This is a genomic window from Paenarthrobacter sp. FR1 (assembly GCF_051106045.1).
Classification (GTDB): Bacteria; Actinomycetota; Actinomycetes; order Actinomycetales; family Micrococcaceae; genus Arthrobacter; species Arthrobacter nitroguajacolicus_A.
Map to the genome: position 1 here is coordinate 26303 of NZ_JBPFSF010000004.1, position 16461 is coordinate 42763.

General features: G+C 63.6%; 15 protein-coding genes. 2 read left to right on the plus strand and 13 right to left on the minus strand.

Features of this window, described 5'->3' with window-relative positions:
- Positions 1 to 205: 205 nt before the first annotated feature.
- Both ACR30Z_RS09000 and ACR30Z_RS09005 read left to right on the plus strand, forming a co-directional pair.
- Positions 206 to 1036: an HAD-IIA family hydrolase gene (locus ACR30Z_RS09000; RefSeq protein ID WP_144652729.1), complete on the plus strand. Its 831-nt coding sequence runs from the start codon at positions 206 to 208 to the stop codon at positions 1034 to 1036.
- 11 nt (positions 1037 to 1047) lie between these two features.
- Positions 1048 to 1788, plus strand: a complete 741-nt coding sequence (locus ACR30Z_RS09005; RefSeq protein ID WP_434372191.1) for a tyrosine-protein phosphatase — start codon at positions 1048 to 1050, stop codon at positions 1786 to 1788.
- A gap of 6 nt (positions 1789 to 1794) precedes the next feature.
- On the opposite strand, the gene ACR30Z_RS09010 is transcribed toward ACR30Z_RS09005, so the two are convergent.
- The 13 genes from ACR30Z_RS09010 to ACR30Z_RS09070 all read right to left on the minus strand — a co-directional run bounded on the left by ACR30Z_RS09010 (position 1795) and on the right by ACR30Z_RS09070 (position 16461).
- Positions 1795 to 2919 (minus strand): thioesterase domain-containing protein, encoded by a 1125-nt coding sequence (locus ACR30Z_RS09010; RefSeq protein WP_144652727.1) that lies wholly within the window; start codon positions 2917 to 2919, stop codon positions 1795 to 1797.
- 93 nt (positions 2920 to 3012) lie between these two features.
- Complete coding sequence (gene pyrE / locus ACR30Z_RS09015; RefSeq protein WP_144652726.1) at positions 3013 to 3585, minus strand: orotate phosphoribosyltransferase; 573 nt, start codon at positions 3583 to 3585, stop codon at positions 3013 to 3015.
- A gap of 10 nt (positions 3586 to 3595) precedes the next feature.
- Positions 3596 to 4582 carry a LacI family DNA-binding transcriptional regulator gene (locus ACR30Z_RS09020; RefSeq protein WP_144652725.1) on the minus strand — a complete coding sequence of 329 codons (987 nt, stop codon included), beginning with the start codon at positions 4580 to 4582 and terminating at the stop codon, positions 3596 to 3598.
- 39 nt (positions 4583 to 4621) lie between these two features.
- On the minus strand, positions 4622 to 5905 hold the full coding sequence (gene mmsB / locus ACR30Z_RS09025) for a multiple monosaccharide ABC transporter permease (protein WP_144652724.1): 1284 nt from the start codon (positions 5903 to 5905) through the stop codon (positions 4622 to 4624).
- A gap of 5 nt (positions 5906 to 5910) precedes the next feature.
- Positions 5911 to 7440 (minus strand): multiple monosaccharide ABC transporter ATP-binding protein, encoded by a 1530-nt coding sequence (mmsA, locus tag ACR30Z_RS09030; RefSeq protein ID WP_144652723.1) that lies wholly within the window; start codon positions 7438 to 7440, stop codon positions 5911 to 5913.
- A gap of 117 nt (positions 7441 to 7557) precedes the next feature.
- Complete coding sequence (gene chvE, locus ACR30Z_RS09035) at positions 7558 to 8682, minus strand: multiple monosaccharide ABC transporter substrate-binding protein (RefSeq protein ID WP_434372192.1); 1125 nt, start codon at positions 8680 to 8682, stop codon at positions 7558 to 7560.
- Between the two features lie 318 nt (positions 8683 to 9000).
- Positions 9001 to 9480 (minus strand): gluconokinase, encoded by a 480-nt coding sequence (locus ACR30Z_RS09040; RefSeq protein ID WP_434372565.1) that lies wholly within the window; start codon positions 9478 to 9480, stop codon positions 9001 to 9003.
- Between the two features lie 28 nt (positions 9481 to 9508).
- Positions 9509 to 10738 carry a D-mannonate dehydratase ManD gene (gene manD / locus ACR30Z_RS09045; protein WP_144652722.1) on the minus strand — a complete coding sequence of 410 codons (1230 nt, stop codon included), beginning with the start codon at positions 10736 to 10738 and terminating at the stop codon, positions 9509 to 9511.
- Positions 10739 to 10762: 24 nt separating this feature from the next.
- On the minus strand, positions 10763 to 12094 hold the full coding sequence (locus ACR30Z_RS09050) for a mannitol dehydrogenase family protein (RefSeq protein WP_144652721.1): 1332 nt from the start codon (positions 12092 to 12094) through the stop codon (positions 10763 to 10765).
- Entirely contained in the window at positions 12091 to 13488 is a 1398-nt protein-coding gene (gene uxaC / locus ACR30Z_RS09055; RefSeq protein ID WP_144652720.1) for a glucuronate isomerase, read from the minus strand. The genes ACR30Z_RS09050 and uxaC overlap by 4 nt, the downstream gene beginning before the upstream one ends.
- Positions 13489 to 13490: 2 nt before the next feature.
- Positions 13491 to 14423 (minus strand): sugar phosphate isomerase/epimerase family protein, encoded by a 933-nt coding sequence (locus ACR30Z_RS09060; protein WP_144652719.1) that lies wholly within the window; start codon positions 14421 to 14423, stop codon positions 13491 to 13493.
- Entirely contained in the window at positions 14420 to 15616 is a 1197-nt protein-coding gene (locus ACR30Z_RS09065) for a Gfo/Idh/MocA family protein (RefSeq protein ID WP_144652718.1), read from the minus strand. The genes ACR30Z_RS09060 and ACR30Z_RS09065 overlap by 4 nt, the downstream gene beginning before the upstream one ends.
- A complete protein-coding gene (locus ACR30Z_RS09070) occupies positions 15613 to 16461 on the minus strand; it encodes a sugar phosphate isomerase/epimerase family protein (protein ID WP_434372194.1) in 849 nt (282 codons plus the stop codon). The genes ACR30Z_RS09065 and ACR30Z_RS09070 overlap by 4 nt, the downstream gene beginning before the upstream one ends.

Sequence of the window (16461 nt, forward strand, 5' to 3'; positions counted from 1 at the left end):
AATCCACCATGTCGATCCCCCGACCCACGGTGGTGGCACACCAGCGCCGCCCCAAGCCTAGTGGGGCACGGGGCGCCAAAGGCAAGTCACAGCAGATATCGGCATGGGCAGAACTACCCACATACGCGGGATTCCAGGATGTTAAGGGCGCGGATTGATGAAAGACTGGGTGGCAGTGCATGAACAACCCCAGCCGGAGGCAAATATGGCAGAAGAATCCACGCCCCACACGTCCGCGTCCGTTTACCGCAACGGCCACGAAATCGAATGCTGGCTCACGGACATGGACGGCGTCCTGGTCCATGAAAACCAGGCGATCCCCGGCGCAGCTGAACTCATCCAGCGCTGGGTGGATACGTCCAAGCGCTTCCTGGTGCTGACCAACAACTCCATCTTCACCCCGCGCGACCTCGCAGCCCGCCTCCGTGCGTCCGGCCTGGAAGTCCCGGAAGAGAACATCTGGACCTCTGCCTTGGCCACGGCGCAGTTCCTTAAGGACCAGGTCCAGTCCTCGGATTCGGGCAACCGCGCCTACACCATCGGCGAAGCCGGCCTCACCACCGCGCTGCACGAGGCCGGGTTCATCCTCACGGACACCGACCCCGACTTCGTGGTGCTCGGCGAAACCCGTACTTACTCCTTCGAGGCCATCACCATGGCCGTCCGCCACATCCTGGCCGGTGCCCGCTTCATCGCCACCAACCCGGATGCAACCGGCCCCTCCAAGGACGGCCCCATGCCGGCAACCGGCGCCATCGCTGCCATGATCACCAAGGCCACCGGCCGCGAGCCGTACATCGTGGGCAAGCCGAACCCCATGATGTTCCGCTCCGCAATGAACCAGATCGACGCCCACTCCGAGACCACCGCCATGATCGGCGACCGCATGGACACGGACATCGTGGCCGGCATGGAAGCGGGCCTGCACACGGTCCTGGTGCTCAGCGGTATCACGCAGCGCGAGGAAATTGTGTCCTTCCCGTTCCGGCCCAACCAGATCCTGAACTCCGTGGCCGACCTCAAGAGCCAGATCTAAAGGACAGAACAATGGCTGTGCTCAATCTGCGTCCCTTGGCCGGCGGCCGGATACTCAGGGGGAGCCAGCCGTTCGGTTTGGATGCCGCTGCAACGTCGGGCTTCCTGGCGGAGCACGGCATCCAGGCCATCATGGACTTGCGGAGCGAGCTTGAGCGGTCGCTGGTTCCGTGGCTGGTTGCCGACGGCGCCGGCGGTTCGGACTTGAGCACGCACGACGCCGGCGCGTCTGCCGCCGTCGTCCCGCCCGCCGTCGAACTCATTCACAACCCGCTGGACCCCAACGCCATCGCCGGTTCGCTCCAAGCCGTAGAGACGGCCGAGGACCTTGGTGAGCTGTATCTGGGGTGGGTCCGGATCCGGCCCCAGTGGGTGGCCGACGCCCTGCGTCCTGTTGCCCGCGGCAAGCGCACGCTGGTGCATTGTTCGTTGGGCAAGGACCGGACAGGGGTCATTTCGGCCATCGGACTGCTCGCAACCGGCGGAACCGAAGACGACGTAGTGGCGGACTACGCTGCCACCACGGCCAACCTTCCCGATGTCCTGGAGGTCATGGCCGAAACGTGGCGCCTGAGCGTCCCTTCAACACCGGCAGAGTATTTCAGCCCGGACCTCATGATCCTGCAGAGCCCCGAAGCTGCGATGCGCCATTTCCTGGCCGGCTTCGCACGCGAGTACGGGGACGTTCACAGCTTCCTGCGAGAGGCGGGCCTCACCGCCGTCGAGGTTAAATCGCTGGGCAGTGGCACCTAGCGGTACCTAGGCCGGCCGGATGATCTTGCCGTTCGGCTCTTGGTAAGACGGCTCCGCGGGCTCCGGCGGCAAGGGCTCAAGCTCATCCTGGACCCGCTCCAGCAAGGGCCGGTACACGCCACCGTTCCATTGCGGGCTGGCGTGCGCGGGCCTGGCGCCCTCGGTGCTGAGCGTGGGCAGCGCCATGTTGGCCCCGAAGACCTTGCTCCATCCGGCTCGAGCAGACTCGTAGTCCACAGTGCCGTCCTTGGAGTTACCGAGGAACGCCATCCTGGCACCGCCGATCTTTCCGGCAAACCGCAGGCCATCAAAATGGTAGATGTAGGCAGATTCCGTCTGGATCAGCACGCTGGAAGGAGCGATCGGCGAGAGTTGTTCAAGGCTTTGGTCCAGGATCTGCCGCCACGTGCGCTCGTCCTTATGAACCACCCGCTCCCCCAGCTCATAGCCGCCGCGCAGCACCGACGGAATGCGGAAGCCATTCTCGTAAAGGAACACCACGCCGTCGAACCAGCTCTGGTCGAGGACGTCTGCCCGGCTGAAAGGGCTCGAATCCAAGACGATCAGCTGCGTCTCCACCCCGTGCAGTTCCAGAAGTCGGGCGGCCACCTGGGTGGCGAGCATTCCGCCGAAACTGTGGCCGTAGAAGTACAGCTTCTCCAGTTCCAGCTCGCGGACGTGAAGAATGATTTCGCGGACGACCTCGTCAACGTCCAGTCCCAGGTTGGAATATCCGACGGCGGCAAGGCGGCCACGCTGATGCAGGGCGGGACGCAGGGAGTTCAGGATCCACTGCCCCTCCTCCCAGCTGGTTTTGTACCCGGGGAACAGGAACCAGCTGGCCTTGGGGAAATACAAATCCGAGTAGGGGTCCGGGACTCGGAGGATCTTGGTGGAGCGCCGTTCGGCCTGTACGCGCCGGGTGAAAAGCATGTCCCCGGCAAGCGCAGCGGAAGCTCCGGCGGTGATGAGGAAGTTACGGCGGGACGTCTTCTTGAGCCGGGCAGCGTAAGGCAGGATCCGGGCCCATGAGCCCGGATCCTCGGCCTTCTGCGGCTCCGGAGACACCGGCGTGGGGAGGTTTTCGTTCACCTCCGGCGGTGCCGGGAGTTTCCCTACTTGAACGTCCACGCAGCAAGCATAGGCTTCACGGGCAGTGCCTTACAGCCCCGGAGACTGCGTACAGCCAATGCCCGTAAGATGCGTCCTTCAGGGCACAAACTCTTAGTCGAGGCCCAGTTCGTCCTTGCCGAAAGCGAAGAGGTACGGAACGCCGGTTTCGGCTTCGATCTTCTCTTTGGCGCCCGTGTTGCGGTCAACGATCACGGCGACGGCCACCACATTGCCACCGGCCTTGCGGACACCCTCGACGGCGGTCAGTGCGGACCCGCCGGTGGTGGACGTGTCCTCGAGGACCACCACGTTGCGGCCCTCAACGGAGGGGCCTTCCACCTGGCGGCCCATGCCGTACGACTTCTGGGCCTTACGCACAACGAACGCGTCCACGGCACGGCCGGCGTCGGCAGCAGCGTGCATCACAGCGGTTCCGACGGGGTCGGCACCCATGGTGAGTCCGCCGGCGCACTCAACCGAAACGCCGGCGTCGTCGATCATTGCCAGCATGACCTGACCCACCAGCTTGGAGGCCTCGTGGTGCAAGGTGATGCGGCGGAGGTCGATGTAGTAGTCGGCTTCCTTGCCGCTGGAGAGGATTACCTTGCCGCGGACCACCGCCAGTTCTTTGATGAGTTCAAGAAGGCGGGCACGGGCAGCTGCGGTGTCAGGCGAGGAAGTCATGGCTTCTAGTTTAGTGGAGCGCAGGGGACGCCGTTGTGGAGCGGATGACCAAGCGGGGTTTCACGATCTGCTCCCCGTTTGCTCCTTCTCCTTCCAGTTCCCGCAGCACTGCTTCCATGCAACGGCGTCCAAGTTCTTCGAAGTCCTGTTTGACGGTGGTCAGCGGCGGCATGAAGAACTCCGCTTCGGGCTGGTCATCGTAGCCAACCACGCTGATGTCTCCCGGCACCTGGCGTCCGGCTTCCTGCACGGCGCGGAGGACGCCTACGGCCATTTGGTCGTTCGCGACGAAGACTGCCGTGATGGCGGGGTGGTTGGCCAGTGCCAACCCGGCGCGGTACCCGGACGCAGCATCCCATGCGCCCTGTAGGAGGACGTTGGCTTCAAGACCGGCGTCGCCGAGCGCTTCCTGCCATCCCTTGATGCGCTCGGCGGCGTCAATCCAATGCGGCGGTCCCGAAATGTGGGCAATATGACGGTGCCCGAGCTTCATCAGATGCTCCACCGCCAGCCGGGCTCCCAACCGTTGGTCGAGCGAGGCGCCGGTGAGTTGGTTACCCGCGCCGGCGCCTACTGCCACTATGGGAACGGGAACGGCGACCTCCCGCAGGACCGCCAGAACGTCCGGATGCGGAACCAGGATGACAATGCCGTCCACGGACTGATTCCGGAAATGGGCAATGGCGTCGTTGACGCTGTCACCGGTCACTTCCCTGAGGTTTGCGATGCTGACGAAATAGCCGGCTTCCCTGCCTGCCTGTTCAACGCCCAAAAGGGTGTTGGCAGGTCCGAACTGGCCGGTCTCGCAGGCCAGGACCCCGATGGTTCGGGACCGTCGGGTGACCAGGCTGCGAGCGGCCGTATTGCGGCGGTACCCGAGGACTGCGATGGCGGACTCCACACGCTCCTTGGTTTTTCCGCTGACGTTCGGATGGTGGTTCAGGACGCGCGAGACGGTCTGGTGCGAGACACCCGCCAACTTGGCGACGTCGCCCATCACCGGCGGTCTGGCCCCTCCCCCTCGGGACACCGGAGACTACTTCGCTTCGACGCCGACGGGCTCACCCTTGGCGGCCGGAGCCGCTTCGGTTGCCGGAGGCGTGGTCTTCCACTTGAACCGGCGCCCCATGGAGGAGCCCCCACCGGCACCGGTCCGGTTCTTGTTGAAGATGTCGAAGCCGACGGCGAGCAGGAGCACCAGGCCCTTGATGAGCTGCTGGTAGTCCGTGCCCAGGCCAAGGATGGACATGCCGTTGTTCAGGACGCCCATGATCAGGCCGCCGATCATTGCTCCGGCCACGGTACCGATGCCGCCCTGGACAGCTGCACCACCAATAAAGGCGGCGGCGATGGAGTCGAGCTCGAAGCCCGTGCCACCAGCTGGCTGCGCCGAGTTGAGGCGGGCCGTGAACACCAGCCCGGCCAAAGCCGCCAGGACACCCATGTTGACGAACAGGCGGAAGGTGACCTTCTTGGTCTTGATGCCGGAGAGTTCAGCCGCGTGGAGATTGCCACCAATCGCGTACGTGTGACGGCCGAAGATGCTGTTGTTCATCAACGCCGAGTAAACGATCACGAGGACGGCCAGGACAATCAGGACGATGGGGGTGCCTCGGTAGCTGGCCAGCAGGAACGTGATGATCAGCATCAACACGGCGATGAAGCCGTTCTTGACGGCGAACCAGGCCATCGGCTCATTTTCCAGGTTGAACTTGCGGCGGACCCGGCGTTCCTTCAGCGCCTGGAAGAGGATGGCAGCTGTGCCGCCGACGCCCAGGATGACGGTCAACCATTCAAGGACCGAAGTACCACCGGAGATGTCCGGCAGGAAGCCGCCGCCCAGGGCGCGCAGCTCGTTGGGGAACGGGGTGATCTGCTGGTTCTTGAGCGTGATCAACGTCAGGCCCCGGAAGATCAGCATGCCCGCCAGGGTGACGATGAAAGCCGGTATGCCCACATACGCAATCCAATAGCCCTGCCACGCACCTACCAAGGCACCGACAAGGAGGCAGGCCGGGATGGCGAGCCACCACGCCCACCCCCAGTGGACGATCATCACACCGGCCACAGCTCCAATAAAACCGGCGATGGAACCGACAGAGAGGTCGATGTGCCCGGCGATGATGACCATCACCATGCCAATGGCAAGGATCAGGATGTAGCTGTTCTGGACCACCAAATTGGTGACGTTCTGCGGCTGTAACAGGATGCCGTCGGTCAGGACCTGGAAGAGGATGACGATCAGGATCAGGGCGACGAAGATGCCAACCTGGCGGAGGCGGCTTGTGAGGAAGCCAAGGGATTCTCGTAGGGCGGACATGTTCGCTATTCCTTCTCTTTGGTCATGAAGTGCATGAGGGTTTCCTGGGTGGCTTCGGCGATGGGGACCTCGCCGGTGATGTGGCCCGCGGACAGCGTGTAGATCCTGTCGCAGATGCCCAGGAGCTCCGGGAGCTCGGAGGAGATCACAATGACGGCCTTCCCGGCAGCTGCGAGCTCCGCGATGATCGTGTAAATCTCAAACTTGGCGCCGACGTCGATTCCGCGGGTGGGTTCGTCCAGGATCAGGACATCCGGATCCGAGAACATCCATTTGCTCAGCACCACTTTTTGCTGGTTTCCACCCGAGAGCTTGCCGGTAATGGCAGCGACGGAAGGAGCCTTGATGTTCATGCTCTTGCGGTAGTGGTTGGCTACGGTAGTCTCTTGGTTCCCATCCACCCAGCCGCGCTTGGCCAGCTTGTTCAGTGCGGCCATGGAGATGTTGCGCTTGATGTCCTCAATGAGGTTTAGGCCGTAGTGCTTCCGGTCCTCGGTGGCATAGGCGATCCCGTGCTCGATGGCGTCGGAAACGGTGGAAGTGTTGATTTCTTCCCCGTATTTGTAGACCTTGCCCGAAACCGCCCGCCCGTAGGTCCGGCCAAAGACGCTCATGGCCAGCTCGGTCCGGCCGGCACCCATGAGTCCTGCAAGGCCTACGACTTCGCCCTTGCGGACGTTGAGGCTGGCATTGTTCACCACCATGCGGGAATGGTCCTGGGGATGCTGGACTGTCCAGTCCTCGATGCGGAGGACTTCCTCGCCGATGTTCGGGGTTCGGTCCGGATAGAGGCTTTCGAGGTCGCGGCCAACCATGCCGCGAATGATGCGTTCCTGGGTGATCTGGCCTTGGTCGAGCCGCAGGGTCTCAATGGACTTGCCGTCCCGGATGATGGTGACGGCGTCGGCCACCTTGCGGATCTCGTTGAGCTTGTGGCTGATGATGATGCTGGTAACGCCCTGGCCCTTGAGGTGCAGGATGAGGTCCAGCAGGTGATCGGAGTCTTCGTCGTTCAGGGCGGCCGTGGGCTCATCCAGGATGAGGAGCTTCACTTCCTTGGAGAGTGCCTTGGCAATCTCCACCAGTTGCTGCTTGCCGACGCTGATGTGCTGGATTGGTGTCACAGGGTTTTCGCTGAGCCCTACGCGCGCCAGGAGCTTGGCTGCTTCCAGGTTGGTCTTCCGCCAGTCCACCCAGCCGTTCTTGGCCAACTCGTTGCCGAGGTAGATGTTCTCGGCAATGGAAAGGTACGGGCTCAGGGCCAGTTCCTGGTGGATGATCACGATGCCGCGCTTTTCGCTGTCCGTGATGCTGGAAAATTCGCAGGGTTCGTTCTCGAAGAGGATGTCGCCGTCGAAGGTGTTGTGCGCGTAGACGCCGGACAGCACCTTCATGAGGGTTGATTTCCCGGCTCCGTTCTCACCACAGATGGCGTGAACCTCACCTCGGTTGACGTCCAGGGTGACGTCCTGGAGGGCTTTAACCCCGGGGAAGGTCTTGGTGATTCCTCGCATTTGAAGAATGGGTACGTTCATCGTCAATTCCCGCTGACTGGTTGAAACTTGGCCGCGCCGAGGACTCGGAGGCTCTGGGGAGACTGCGGCCCCGCCGCGCTGGACGGTGAAGAACAGCACGGTGGGGCCACAGAGGTGTTACTTGACGTCGGATTCCTTGTAGTAGCCCGAATCGATGAGCTCTTTCTGGAAGTTGTCCTTGGTGATGATGACGGACTTCAGGAGGAACGCCGGCACAAACTTGACCTTGTTGTTGTAGGTCTTGGTGTCGTTGGTTTCCGGCTCGGTCCCCTTGAGGACTGCGTCAACCATCTTCACGGCCTGCGCGCCGAGCTGGCGGGTGTCCTTGAAGATCGTGGAGTACTGCTCGCCGGCGACGATTGACTTCACGGAGCCCTTCTCTGCGTCCTGGCCGGTGACCACGGGCAGGTTTCCGGTGGAGTAGCCGCCGGTGCTTGTCAGTGCGGAGATGATGCCGATGGACAGGCCGTCATACGGGGAGAGCACGCCGTCCAATTTGGTGCCGGAGCTGTACGCCGAAGTGAGGATGTCTTCCATGCGCTTCTGGGCTACGGGTGCCTGCCAGCGGAGGATGGCTGCCTGCTCGAACTTGGTCTGGCCGCTGGGGACCTTCAACGTGCCCGCATCCATGTACGGCTTGAGGGTATCCATGGCGCCGGTCCAGAAGAAGTTGGCGTTGTTATCGTCCGGGCTGCCCGCGAACAGCTCAACGTTGAACGGGCCCTTGCCCTCAACCTTCTTGCCGCTTGCATCCACCAGGCCCAGGCCGGTCAGCAGCGAGGTGGCCTGCTGGACGCCCACGGTGTAGTTGTCGAACGTGGTGTAGTAGTCCACGTTCGGGGTTCCGTTGATGAGACGGTCGTAGGCGATGACCTTGACGTTCTGCTCCTTGGCCTTGGCCAGGACGTCGGTGAGCGTGGTGCCATCGATGGCGGCGATGATGAGGGCTTTCGCGCCCTTGGTCAGCATGTTCTCAATCTGGGAAACCTGCGTGGGAATGTCATCGTTGGCGAACTGGAGGTCCGTCTTGTAGCCGAGGTCCTTCAGCGACTTCTCAACGTTGGCGCCGTCAGCGATCCAACGCTCCGATGTCTGCGTGGGCATGGAGATGCCCACCAACGAGTCACTGGGATTCGCCGTACTGCTGGACTCGGCTGAGCCTCCGCGACTGCCGCAGCCCGTGGCTCCCACGGTCAAGGTAAGGACAACCGCTACGGCGCCCAGGAGTTTCTTCAATCTCACGTTGCTCTCCTTCCGCGGCAGCATTGCCGCGAACTCTGATGCAGCCGGAGCATCTGCGCGTCCGGCACGGTAAAGCTGGGTGGCCTGTGAGCTGGGGGCGGCACATGCCATGAAAAGGTGATGCGAATGCCATTGTGAACGCTAACAATACCGTCGGTCAAGTGCTGTGGATCACGAAATGATTGCAGCCGGCGCCCACCACCGAAACCCTTGACTTGAAACGTTGTTAGCGTTCACAATTGTCTCCGCGAATACGCCCTGGACGAAGAAAAGCCCGGCACGGCCTTGTGGGCGGTACCGGGCTTCGCGGACCGAGGCCTAGAGCAGCGCCCGGCTGAGAACCGGGCTTACCTCGTTCACGATGTCTTCTACTGGCTTCGCAATATCCACCACTACCCCGTTCTCGTCGCCCCGCAGTGGCTCCAACGTCGCCAGCTGCGAGTCCAGCAGCGAGGCCGGCATGAAGTGCCCGGGCCGGGAATTCATGCGCTCGTTCAACAGCTCCCGCGTGCCGTGCAGGTGCACGAAGACAACGGAAGGGTCGCCGGCCCGGATGATGTCCCGGTAGGCGCGCTTGAGCGCGCTGCACGCGATGACAAGAACAACGTTCGACGCCGTGAATCGCCGTCCGATCTCGGCCAACCAAGGTGCGCGGTCGTCGTCGTTCAGCGGAGTACCCGAGGCCATCTTGTCGATGTTCGCCTGGGGGTGCAGCGAATCGCCGTCGAGAAATTCAGCACCAAGACGCGCGGCAAGGGCGGCACCAATAGTGCTCTTGCCGCAGCCGGCCACACCCATCACCACGATGTGGTGGCGAAGGTTCACATCACCAATCATGAACAGTGCCGTCCACGAGGCGGTTGTAGGGCAGGTACGCCTGCTGGTACGGGAAGGCGGCGGCGGCTTCCTCGTTGAATTCGACGCCAATACCGGGATTATCGCCCGGGTGCAGGTAGCCGTCCTTGAAGGTCATGGACTGCTGGAAGACCTCGTTGGTTTTGTCCGAGTGCTGCATGTATTCCTGGATGCCGTAGTTGTGGATAGCCAGGCCCACATGCAGTTGGGCGGCGAAGCCCACCGGAGAGATGTCCGTGGGGCCGTGGAAGCCCGACTTGATCTGGTACTGGGCCGCGAAGTCCATGACCTTCTTCAGCGGGGAGATGCCGCCGAAGTGGGTGGAGGCCGCGCGGACGTAGTCGATCAGCTGTTCCTTGATGAGGGTCTGGTAGTCCCATACGGTGTTGAAGATTTCGCCGATGGCCAGCGGGGTGGTGGTGTGCTGGCGGACCAGGCGCAGGCCTTCCTGGTTTTCGGCCGGGGTGCAGTCCTCCAGCCAGAAGAGGTCGTACGGTTCAAGGGCCTTGCCGAGCTTGGCGGCTTGGATGGGTGTCATGCGGTGATGGCCATCGTGCAACAGCGGGATTTCCGGGCCGAACTCGTTGCGCACAGCCTCGAAAACGGTGGGCAGGTGGCGCAGGTAGGCACGGGTGTCCCAGTCCTCTTCCAGCGGGAAGTTGCCGCGGCCGGCGGGCTCGTAGTCGTACCGTTCGCCCGAGGCCTGGGCCTGGGCGGCAACACCGTAGACGGCCTTGATGCCGGGGACTGCCGTCTGGATGCGGATGGACTTGTAGCCCAGTTCCAGGTGTTCGCGCACGGAGTCGAACAGGGACGGAATGTCCGCACCCGAAGCATGGCCGTAGGCGCGCAAACCGTTGCGGGAAGCACCGCCCAGCAGCTGGTAGACGGGCATGCCGGCCACCTTGCCCTTGATGTCCCACAGAGCCATGTCGACGGCGGCAATCGCCGCCATGGTCACGGGACCGCGGCGCCAGTAGGAGCTGCGGTAAAGGAACTGCCAGGTGTCCTCGATCCGGTGTGGATCCTTGCCGATGAGCAGCTGGGCCACGTGTTCCTTGAGGTACGCGGCGACGGCGAGTTCACGGCCATTCAGCGTCGCGTCTCCAATGCCCGTCACACCATCCTCGGTGGTGATGCGCAAGGTGACGAAGTTGCGGGACGGGCTGGTCACGAAGACGTCAGCGGCAATGATTTTCATGGTGACGGAGTCCTTCCGGTAGGTCTAGGCGTGGGTGGTGGCGGCAAACGAGTCGAGCTGCCGGTGAATCTGTGAAACAACGGCCGCGTCGTCAGCCAGCTCGGCGCTGATGAGTGCCAGCAACGCAGCGGTACGGTGCTCGCCGTCGAGGTTTTTGGCGTCCTGCATCGTGGCGGCCAGTGGGTCGTGAAAGTCGGTGGTGCAGGACAAGTACGCGATCCAGGCCGCGATCATTCGGGCCGCGCCGTCCCCGGAGCGGCCCGCGGCACGTTCGGCGGCCAGGACGGGCCAGGCACGCATGCGCAGCTTGGTGGTTCCGTCCATCGCGATCTGGGTTAGGTGGTGGGCGATCCGGGAATTACCGAAACGTTCCAACAAAGCCTGTCGATACGCCGGGATGTCCAGCGCATCATCGGACAGGTGCCGGGCAGCTTCGTCCCAGAAGGCTTCCACAGCGTCCCGGCAGAGGTCATCGGACAGCGCCTCCGCCACGGTGGAGTGGCCCCGGACCAGCCCCGCATAGGCCAGGATCGAATGGGCGCCGTTGAGCAGCCACAGTTTGCGATTCTCGTACGGTTCAATGTCGTCCACGAACACTGCGCCCGCATCCTCCCAACGGGGCCTGCCGGCAGGGAAATCACCGCTCAGGATCCAGTTATGGAACGGCTCGGCAACCACCGGCGCCGCGTCCCGGTAGCCGCAGGCCTGGGCAACCACGGCAAGGTCTGCTTCCGTGGTTCGGGGCGTGATGCGGTCCACCGAGGTGCTCACGAAGCTCACGTTTTGGTCGATCCACACAGCAAGGGCCGGGTCCGTCGCCTCGGCGAGGGCGCCCACCGCGGCGCGCGTCACATCGCCGTTTTCCGCGAGATTGTCGCAGCTGACCACGGCGATCGCTCCGCTGCCGGCATCCCTGCGGGCGGCGAGGGCCGTCACCAACCTGGCGAGCGGCGTCGACGTTGTCCCATGGCTTGCCGCGCCCGCAGCGTAGGCGGCTTCCGTGATGGTGAGCGTGATGACCGCGGTGCTGGGTGCCGCCACAAGCTCCGACAACCTTCCGACGTCGGCCCCGTCAACGGCCTCCACAATGCTGCCCACCACCTCGAATGAGTCGCCGCTGCCCGACCTTTCCACCAATGTGAACAGGCCACCCTGCTCTGCGAGGACTTCAGCGGCGTCGGGCCGCCGACCAGTGAATGCGGCGATCCCCCAGTCTGCCGAGTCGCCTGCGTGCTGGGTGTACCAAGCCTGGTGGGAGCGATGAAACGCACCCAAGCCGAGATGGACGATGCGGATGGGCGGCGTGGGCTGGGACTCACTGCGACCCAGCCGTGGCGGCGTCTGGTGGCTGTTCACAGTTTGAAGACCCTTCGAGGTGAGGAGTCCACGACGTCGACAATCAGCTCATGCGCGCGATCGTCGCTGATGCGGTGCTCCGCTACCAGACGCGCGAGAAAAGACGCTTCGATCCTCCGTGAAGCGTCGTGCCGCGCGGGGATGGAACAGAAGGCCCTGGTGTCATCGATGAACCCGGATGACCTGGAGAAGCCCGCGGTTTCCGTGACGGCTGAGCGGAACCGGAGCATGGCATCCGGAGCGTCAAGGAACCACCAGGGCGCCCCTATGTAGACCGAGGGGTAGAAGCCTGCCAGCGGGGCAAGCTCGCGTGAAAAGACCGTCTCGTCCAGTGTGAACAACACCAGATGGAAATCCTTGGCGGTGCCGAAATCCTGCAGCAACGGGCGGATGGCCTCCGTGTAGTTGGTTGCGACGGGGATATCGTGGCCGGTGTCCGCCCCGAAGGCTTCGAAAGTGGGCTGGTGGTGGTTGCGGAAAGAGCCCGGGTGGATGGTCATGACCAAGCCATCCTCCACGGACATCCGCGCCATTTGATACATCATGTGGGCTTCGAACACGTTGCGGTCTTGGGCTGTGGCCTCGCCGGAACGGGCCTTCTGGAACAATGCCTCCGCGTCGGCTTGGTCCAGTTTCAGCGTCGCAGGGGTCTTGACTCCGTGGTCTGCGGAGACCGCACCATGGTCCACGAAGTAGCGGCGGCGATTCTCCAGGGCGCTGATGTACCCCCGGTAGCCTGTGCCGCCGTCGGACGCCTCGGAGATGAGCCGCTCCACGTTGGTTGTCCACGACGGGTGGGCGATATTGATGTAGGCGTCCGGACGGAAGGTCGGCAGCACGCGACCGTGGAAGGACGGGTCCTCCGCAAGGGCCCGGTGGCTTTCCAGATTGTCCAAGGGATCATCCGTGGTGGCGAGGACTTCGATGTTGAAGTCCTTGAACAACTCCCGGGGCCGGAACCCGGGCTCCGCCAGCTTGGTTGAAATGGCATCGAAGCTTGCGTCCGCCGCCTCCGCGGACAATTCGCCCTGCCACCCGAAGACCGACTCGAACTGCGTCCGCAGCCAGTACCCGGAGGCGGTGCCATCGAACAAGGGCCACGCGGCGCAGAACTGCCGCCAGATCTCGCGTGGCGCGGCGTTGCCGGGCTGCAGCTGATCCAACGGGACTCCCGATGCATGGATCAGTCGCGTGACGTAGTGGTCCGGGGAGACCAGCAGCGCCGCGGGATCCGGGAACGGCGTGTTCTGTTCGATGACAGCAGCATCCACGTGTCCGTGCGGGGAGATGATGGGCAGGTCCTGGACGCGTTCCAGCAGAGAGCGGGCGATGCTGCGCGTCCCCGGGTCCGCTGGAAGGAGGCGGTCGGGATGGGTGGCAAGGGAATGGGACATTGTCAGCCTTTCGGGATGGAACCGGCGGAGAGATCGGCACTGGCCGGAACTGACAGTCCGGCCAGCTCTGCTACCCGGCGCAAGTACTGCAGATTTTCGGCGGTGCGTGCGGTGAGCGGAACGTCCGTGGAGAAGTCCTCTACTGTCACCCATTCGTCGTAGCCCACCTCGGCCAAGGCTTTGAAGTAGCCCAGGACGCTCCCCTGCCCTTCGGCCAGCGGCGCCCACTCGTTCACCCAAACAGCGGCTCCGGCTTCGTCACGTTCCTCCGTGCGGACCCACCGGGCATTCTTGACGTGGATGTGGGCAAGATACGGTCCCAGCAGCTGGAGGGCGGGCAAAGGTGATTCCCAGCCTTCGATCAACAGGTTGCCCAGGTCATGAATGACCCCAACGTGCTGCGGGTCCAGGCCTTCCAGGAGCCTGCGGGCCGATGATGCCGAGGCCGTCACCGTGCCGTGGTGCAGCTCCACCAGCGCCTTGACTCCGTGGTGCGCGGCGCGTTCGGCCACCCACTCGTAGTGTTCCCGGGTGGCCGCAAACAGCTCAGGGTAGGACAAGCCGCTGGGCTCGCCGCCCCCCATGCTGGAATTGCCCAACGGCAGGACGTTGACCCTGACCTGGCGGGCACCCAAGGCGGCCGTGGCAGCCAGGACCCTTTCAACGCCGTCGTGGTTGTCGCAGCGCGCGTAGCCGCCCAACCCGGAGTACTCAAGTCCTGCCTCCGAGGTGAGCCGGGCGATCTCCGGAAGGGAGTCCTCAAGCCCCGTCATGGGCCAGGTGGCTTTGTTCCCTGCCCAAAAACCAGGCTCCGGGGCATCGGCCTGATCCGTGACCCGCCATTCGATGCCGTGCCAGCCCTGGGCTGCCAGCTCCGAGGCTGCTTCCTGCGGAGTCCATTCCGGTGTGGAGGCCGTGAAGACGGAGAATTTCATGCCGTGACCTCCTCGAGGTGGCCGTTGCCGGTGCGCACCTCAACGTCGTTGTACTTGCCCGCAACCACATCGGCGATGAGCACGGGGCGGCCCAGCGTGGCCGAGACATAGAGCGCGCGCACTGTGGCCAGTGCCGTGACGGCATCCTGGATGGTGACGCCCGCTGGCCTGCCGTTCCGGATGGCGTCCACCACATCCCGGTACTGACGGATGTGGCCCGCCGGGTAAAGGGTTGGATCAAGGTTGGTCTGCACGGGTGGTTCAGCAAGCTTGGCCAGTTCCGCCTCAGCCTGGTTGCCCGCACCGCGAAGGCCCATGGGTCCGCTTTGCGTCTCCTCGTCCGAACCTGCCGCATGGAAGTACTCAAGGTTGTCATTGTCGATCACGGCAGAACCCTTGCTGCCCATGACCTGCAACCTGACGGTGAGTCCCGGATAGGCGGCCGTGGTGGCATGGAGCACGGCGAGCGCGCCGGACTCAAACGTCACGGTGGCCACTGCAGTGTCCTCCACCTCCACGTCCTTGTGTGCCAGGAGCGCTGTTTTGGCACTGATCTCCACCGGACGGCCAAGGAACCAGAGCAGCAGGTCCACGGTGTGGACGCCCTGGTTCATCACGGCCCCGCCGCCATCCATGGCCCACGTTCCACGCCAGGCGCCAGAATCGTAATAGCCCTGGCTGCGGTACCAACTCACCGATGCGATGGCGGACGTCAGGCGGCCGAAGCGACCTGCACGATTGGCTTGGTCCACCACGATGCTCGCCGGATCGAAGCGGTGCTGGCTGATGACGCTGGCTACCAGCCCCTTCGCTTCGGCAGCCTTGGCTGCAGCGAGGATCTGGTCTGTGCGGTCCAGCTTTACGTCCAGCGGCTTTTCGATGACCACGTGCTTGCCGGCGTCGAGTACTTCCAACGCTTGCTGGATGTGCAGTCCGCTGGGGGTAGCGATGATGACAAGATCGACGTCGGCACCAGCGAACGCTTCAGCCAGGCTACGGAAGGTGGCCGGGCGGGCGGTGCCGTTGTCCTCGATGTGCTGCGCCAGGGCGTCGGCGGCTTCCGTGATCTCGTCCACCAGCGCGGTAACGCGAAGTTCGGGGAGCTCACCGACGGAGGCGGCGTGTGTGCGGCCGATGCTTCCGCAGCCGGCGATGGCGACGTTCAGGACGGGATTCTGCGTTTCGGTGCTCACTTGGTTTCCACTCCAGCTTGGTTGACGACGTTGGCAAAGGCACGGGCTGCCATTCCGAACGCGGTAGGCCCTGAGAAGCCACCCAGGCCATGTGCTCCGGCAAGATGCGGTTCCAGGCTCGCGAAACCTATGAAGCCATCCGCTTTCAGCGCCTCCACGGTACGCAGCAGGTCGCCGTCACCTTCACCGGCAGGAACCACGACGCCGTCGGCGAACCGTGCGTCCTTGACCTGCAGGTACTCGAGGTGGGGACGGAGCTTGGCGTAGCCTTCGTCGAAGGGCTTGACGCCCACCTGGACGAAGTTGGCGGGGTCCCAGGCCACTTTCAGTGCCGGTGATGCCACTGATTCGATGATGTCCAGCACGCGATCGGGGGTGTCTCCGAAGATGTCCTTCTCGTTTTCGTGCAGCAGCACCACGCCGGCTTCCTCAGCCACGGTTGCCAGTGCGCGCATGCGTTCGATGACGTCGTCGCGGATGCTCTCCACGGCAACGCCTTCCCCGTAGTAGAAGGAGAAGATGCGGATATACCGGGAGCCCAGCACCTGGGCTGCGTTGGCTGCACGACGCAGCCGCTCCACCTCATGCTCCACTGGCAGCGTGACGTCCACTTTGCCGATGGGCGAGGCGATGGCGGAGACCCCCATGCCCGCTGTGTCCAGGATCTTCTTGAGCTCGCCCAACTGCTCCGCTGAGAGGTCCACGATGTTGGTTCCCCATGCGCTGCGGACCTCGATGTGGTGTGCACCCAAGGCTTGGAGCACCGCGATCTGCATCACGGGGTCGTCGTCGATTTCGTCTCCGAAACCCGAGAGCGTCCACTCCACTGTTGCTGAACCGGTCAT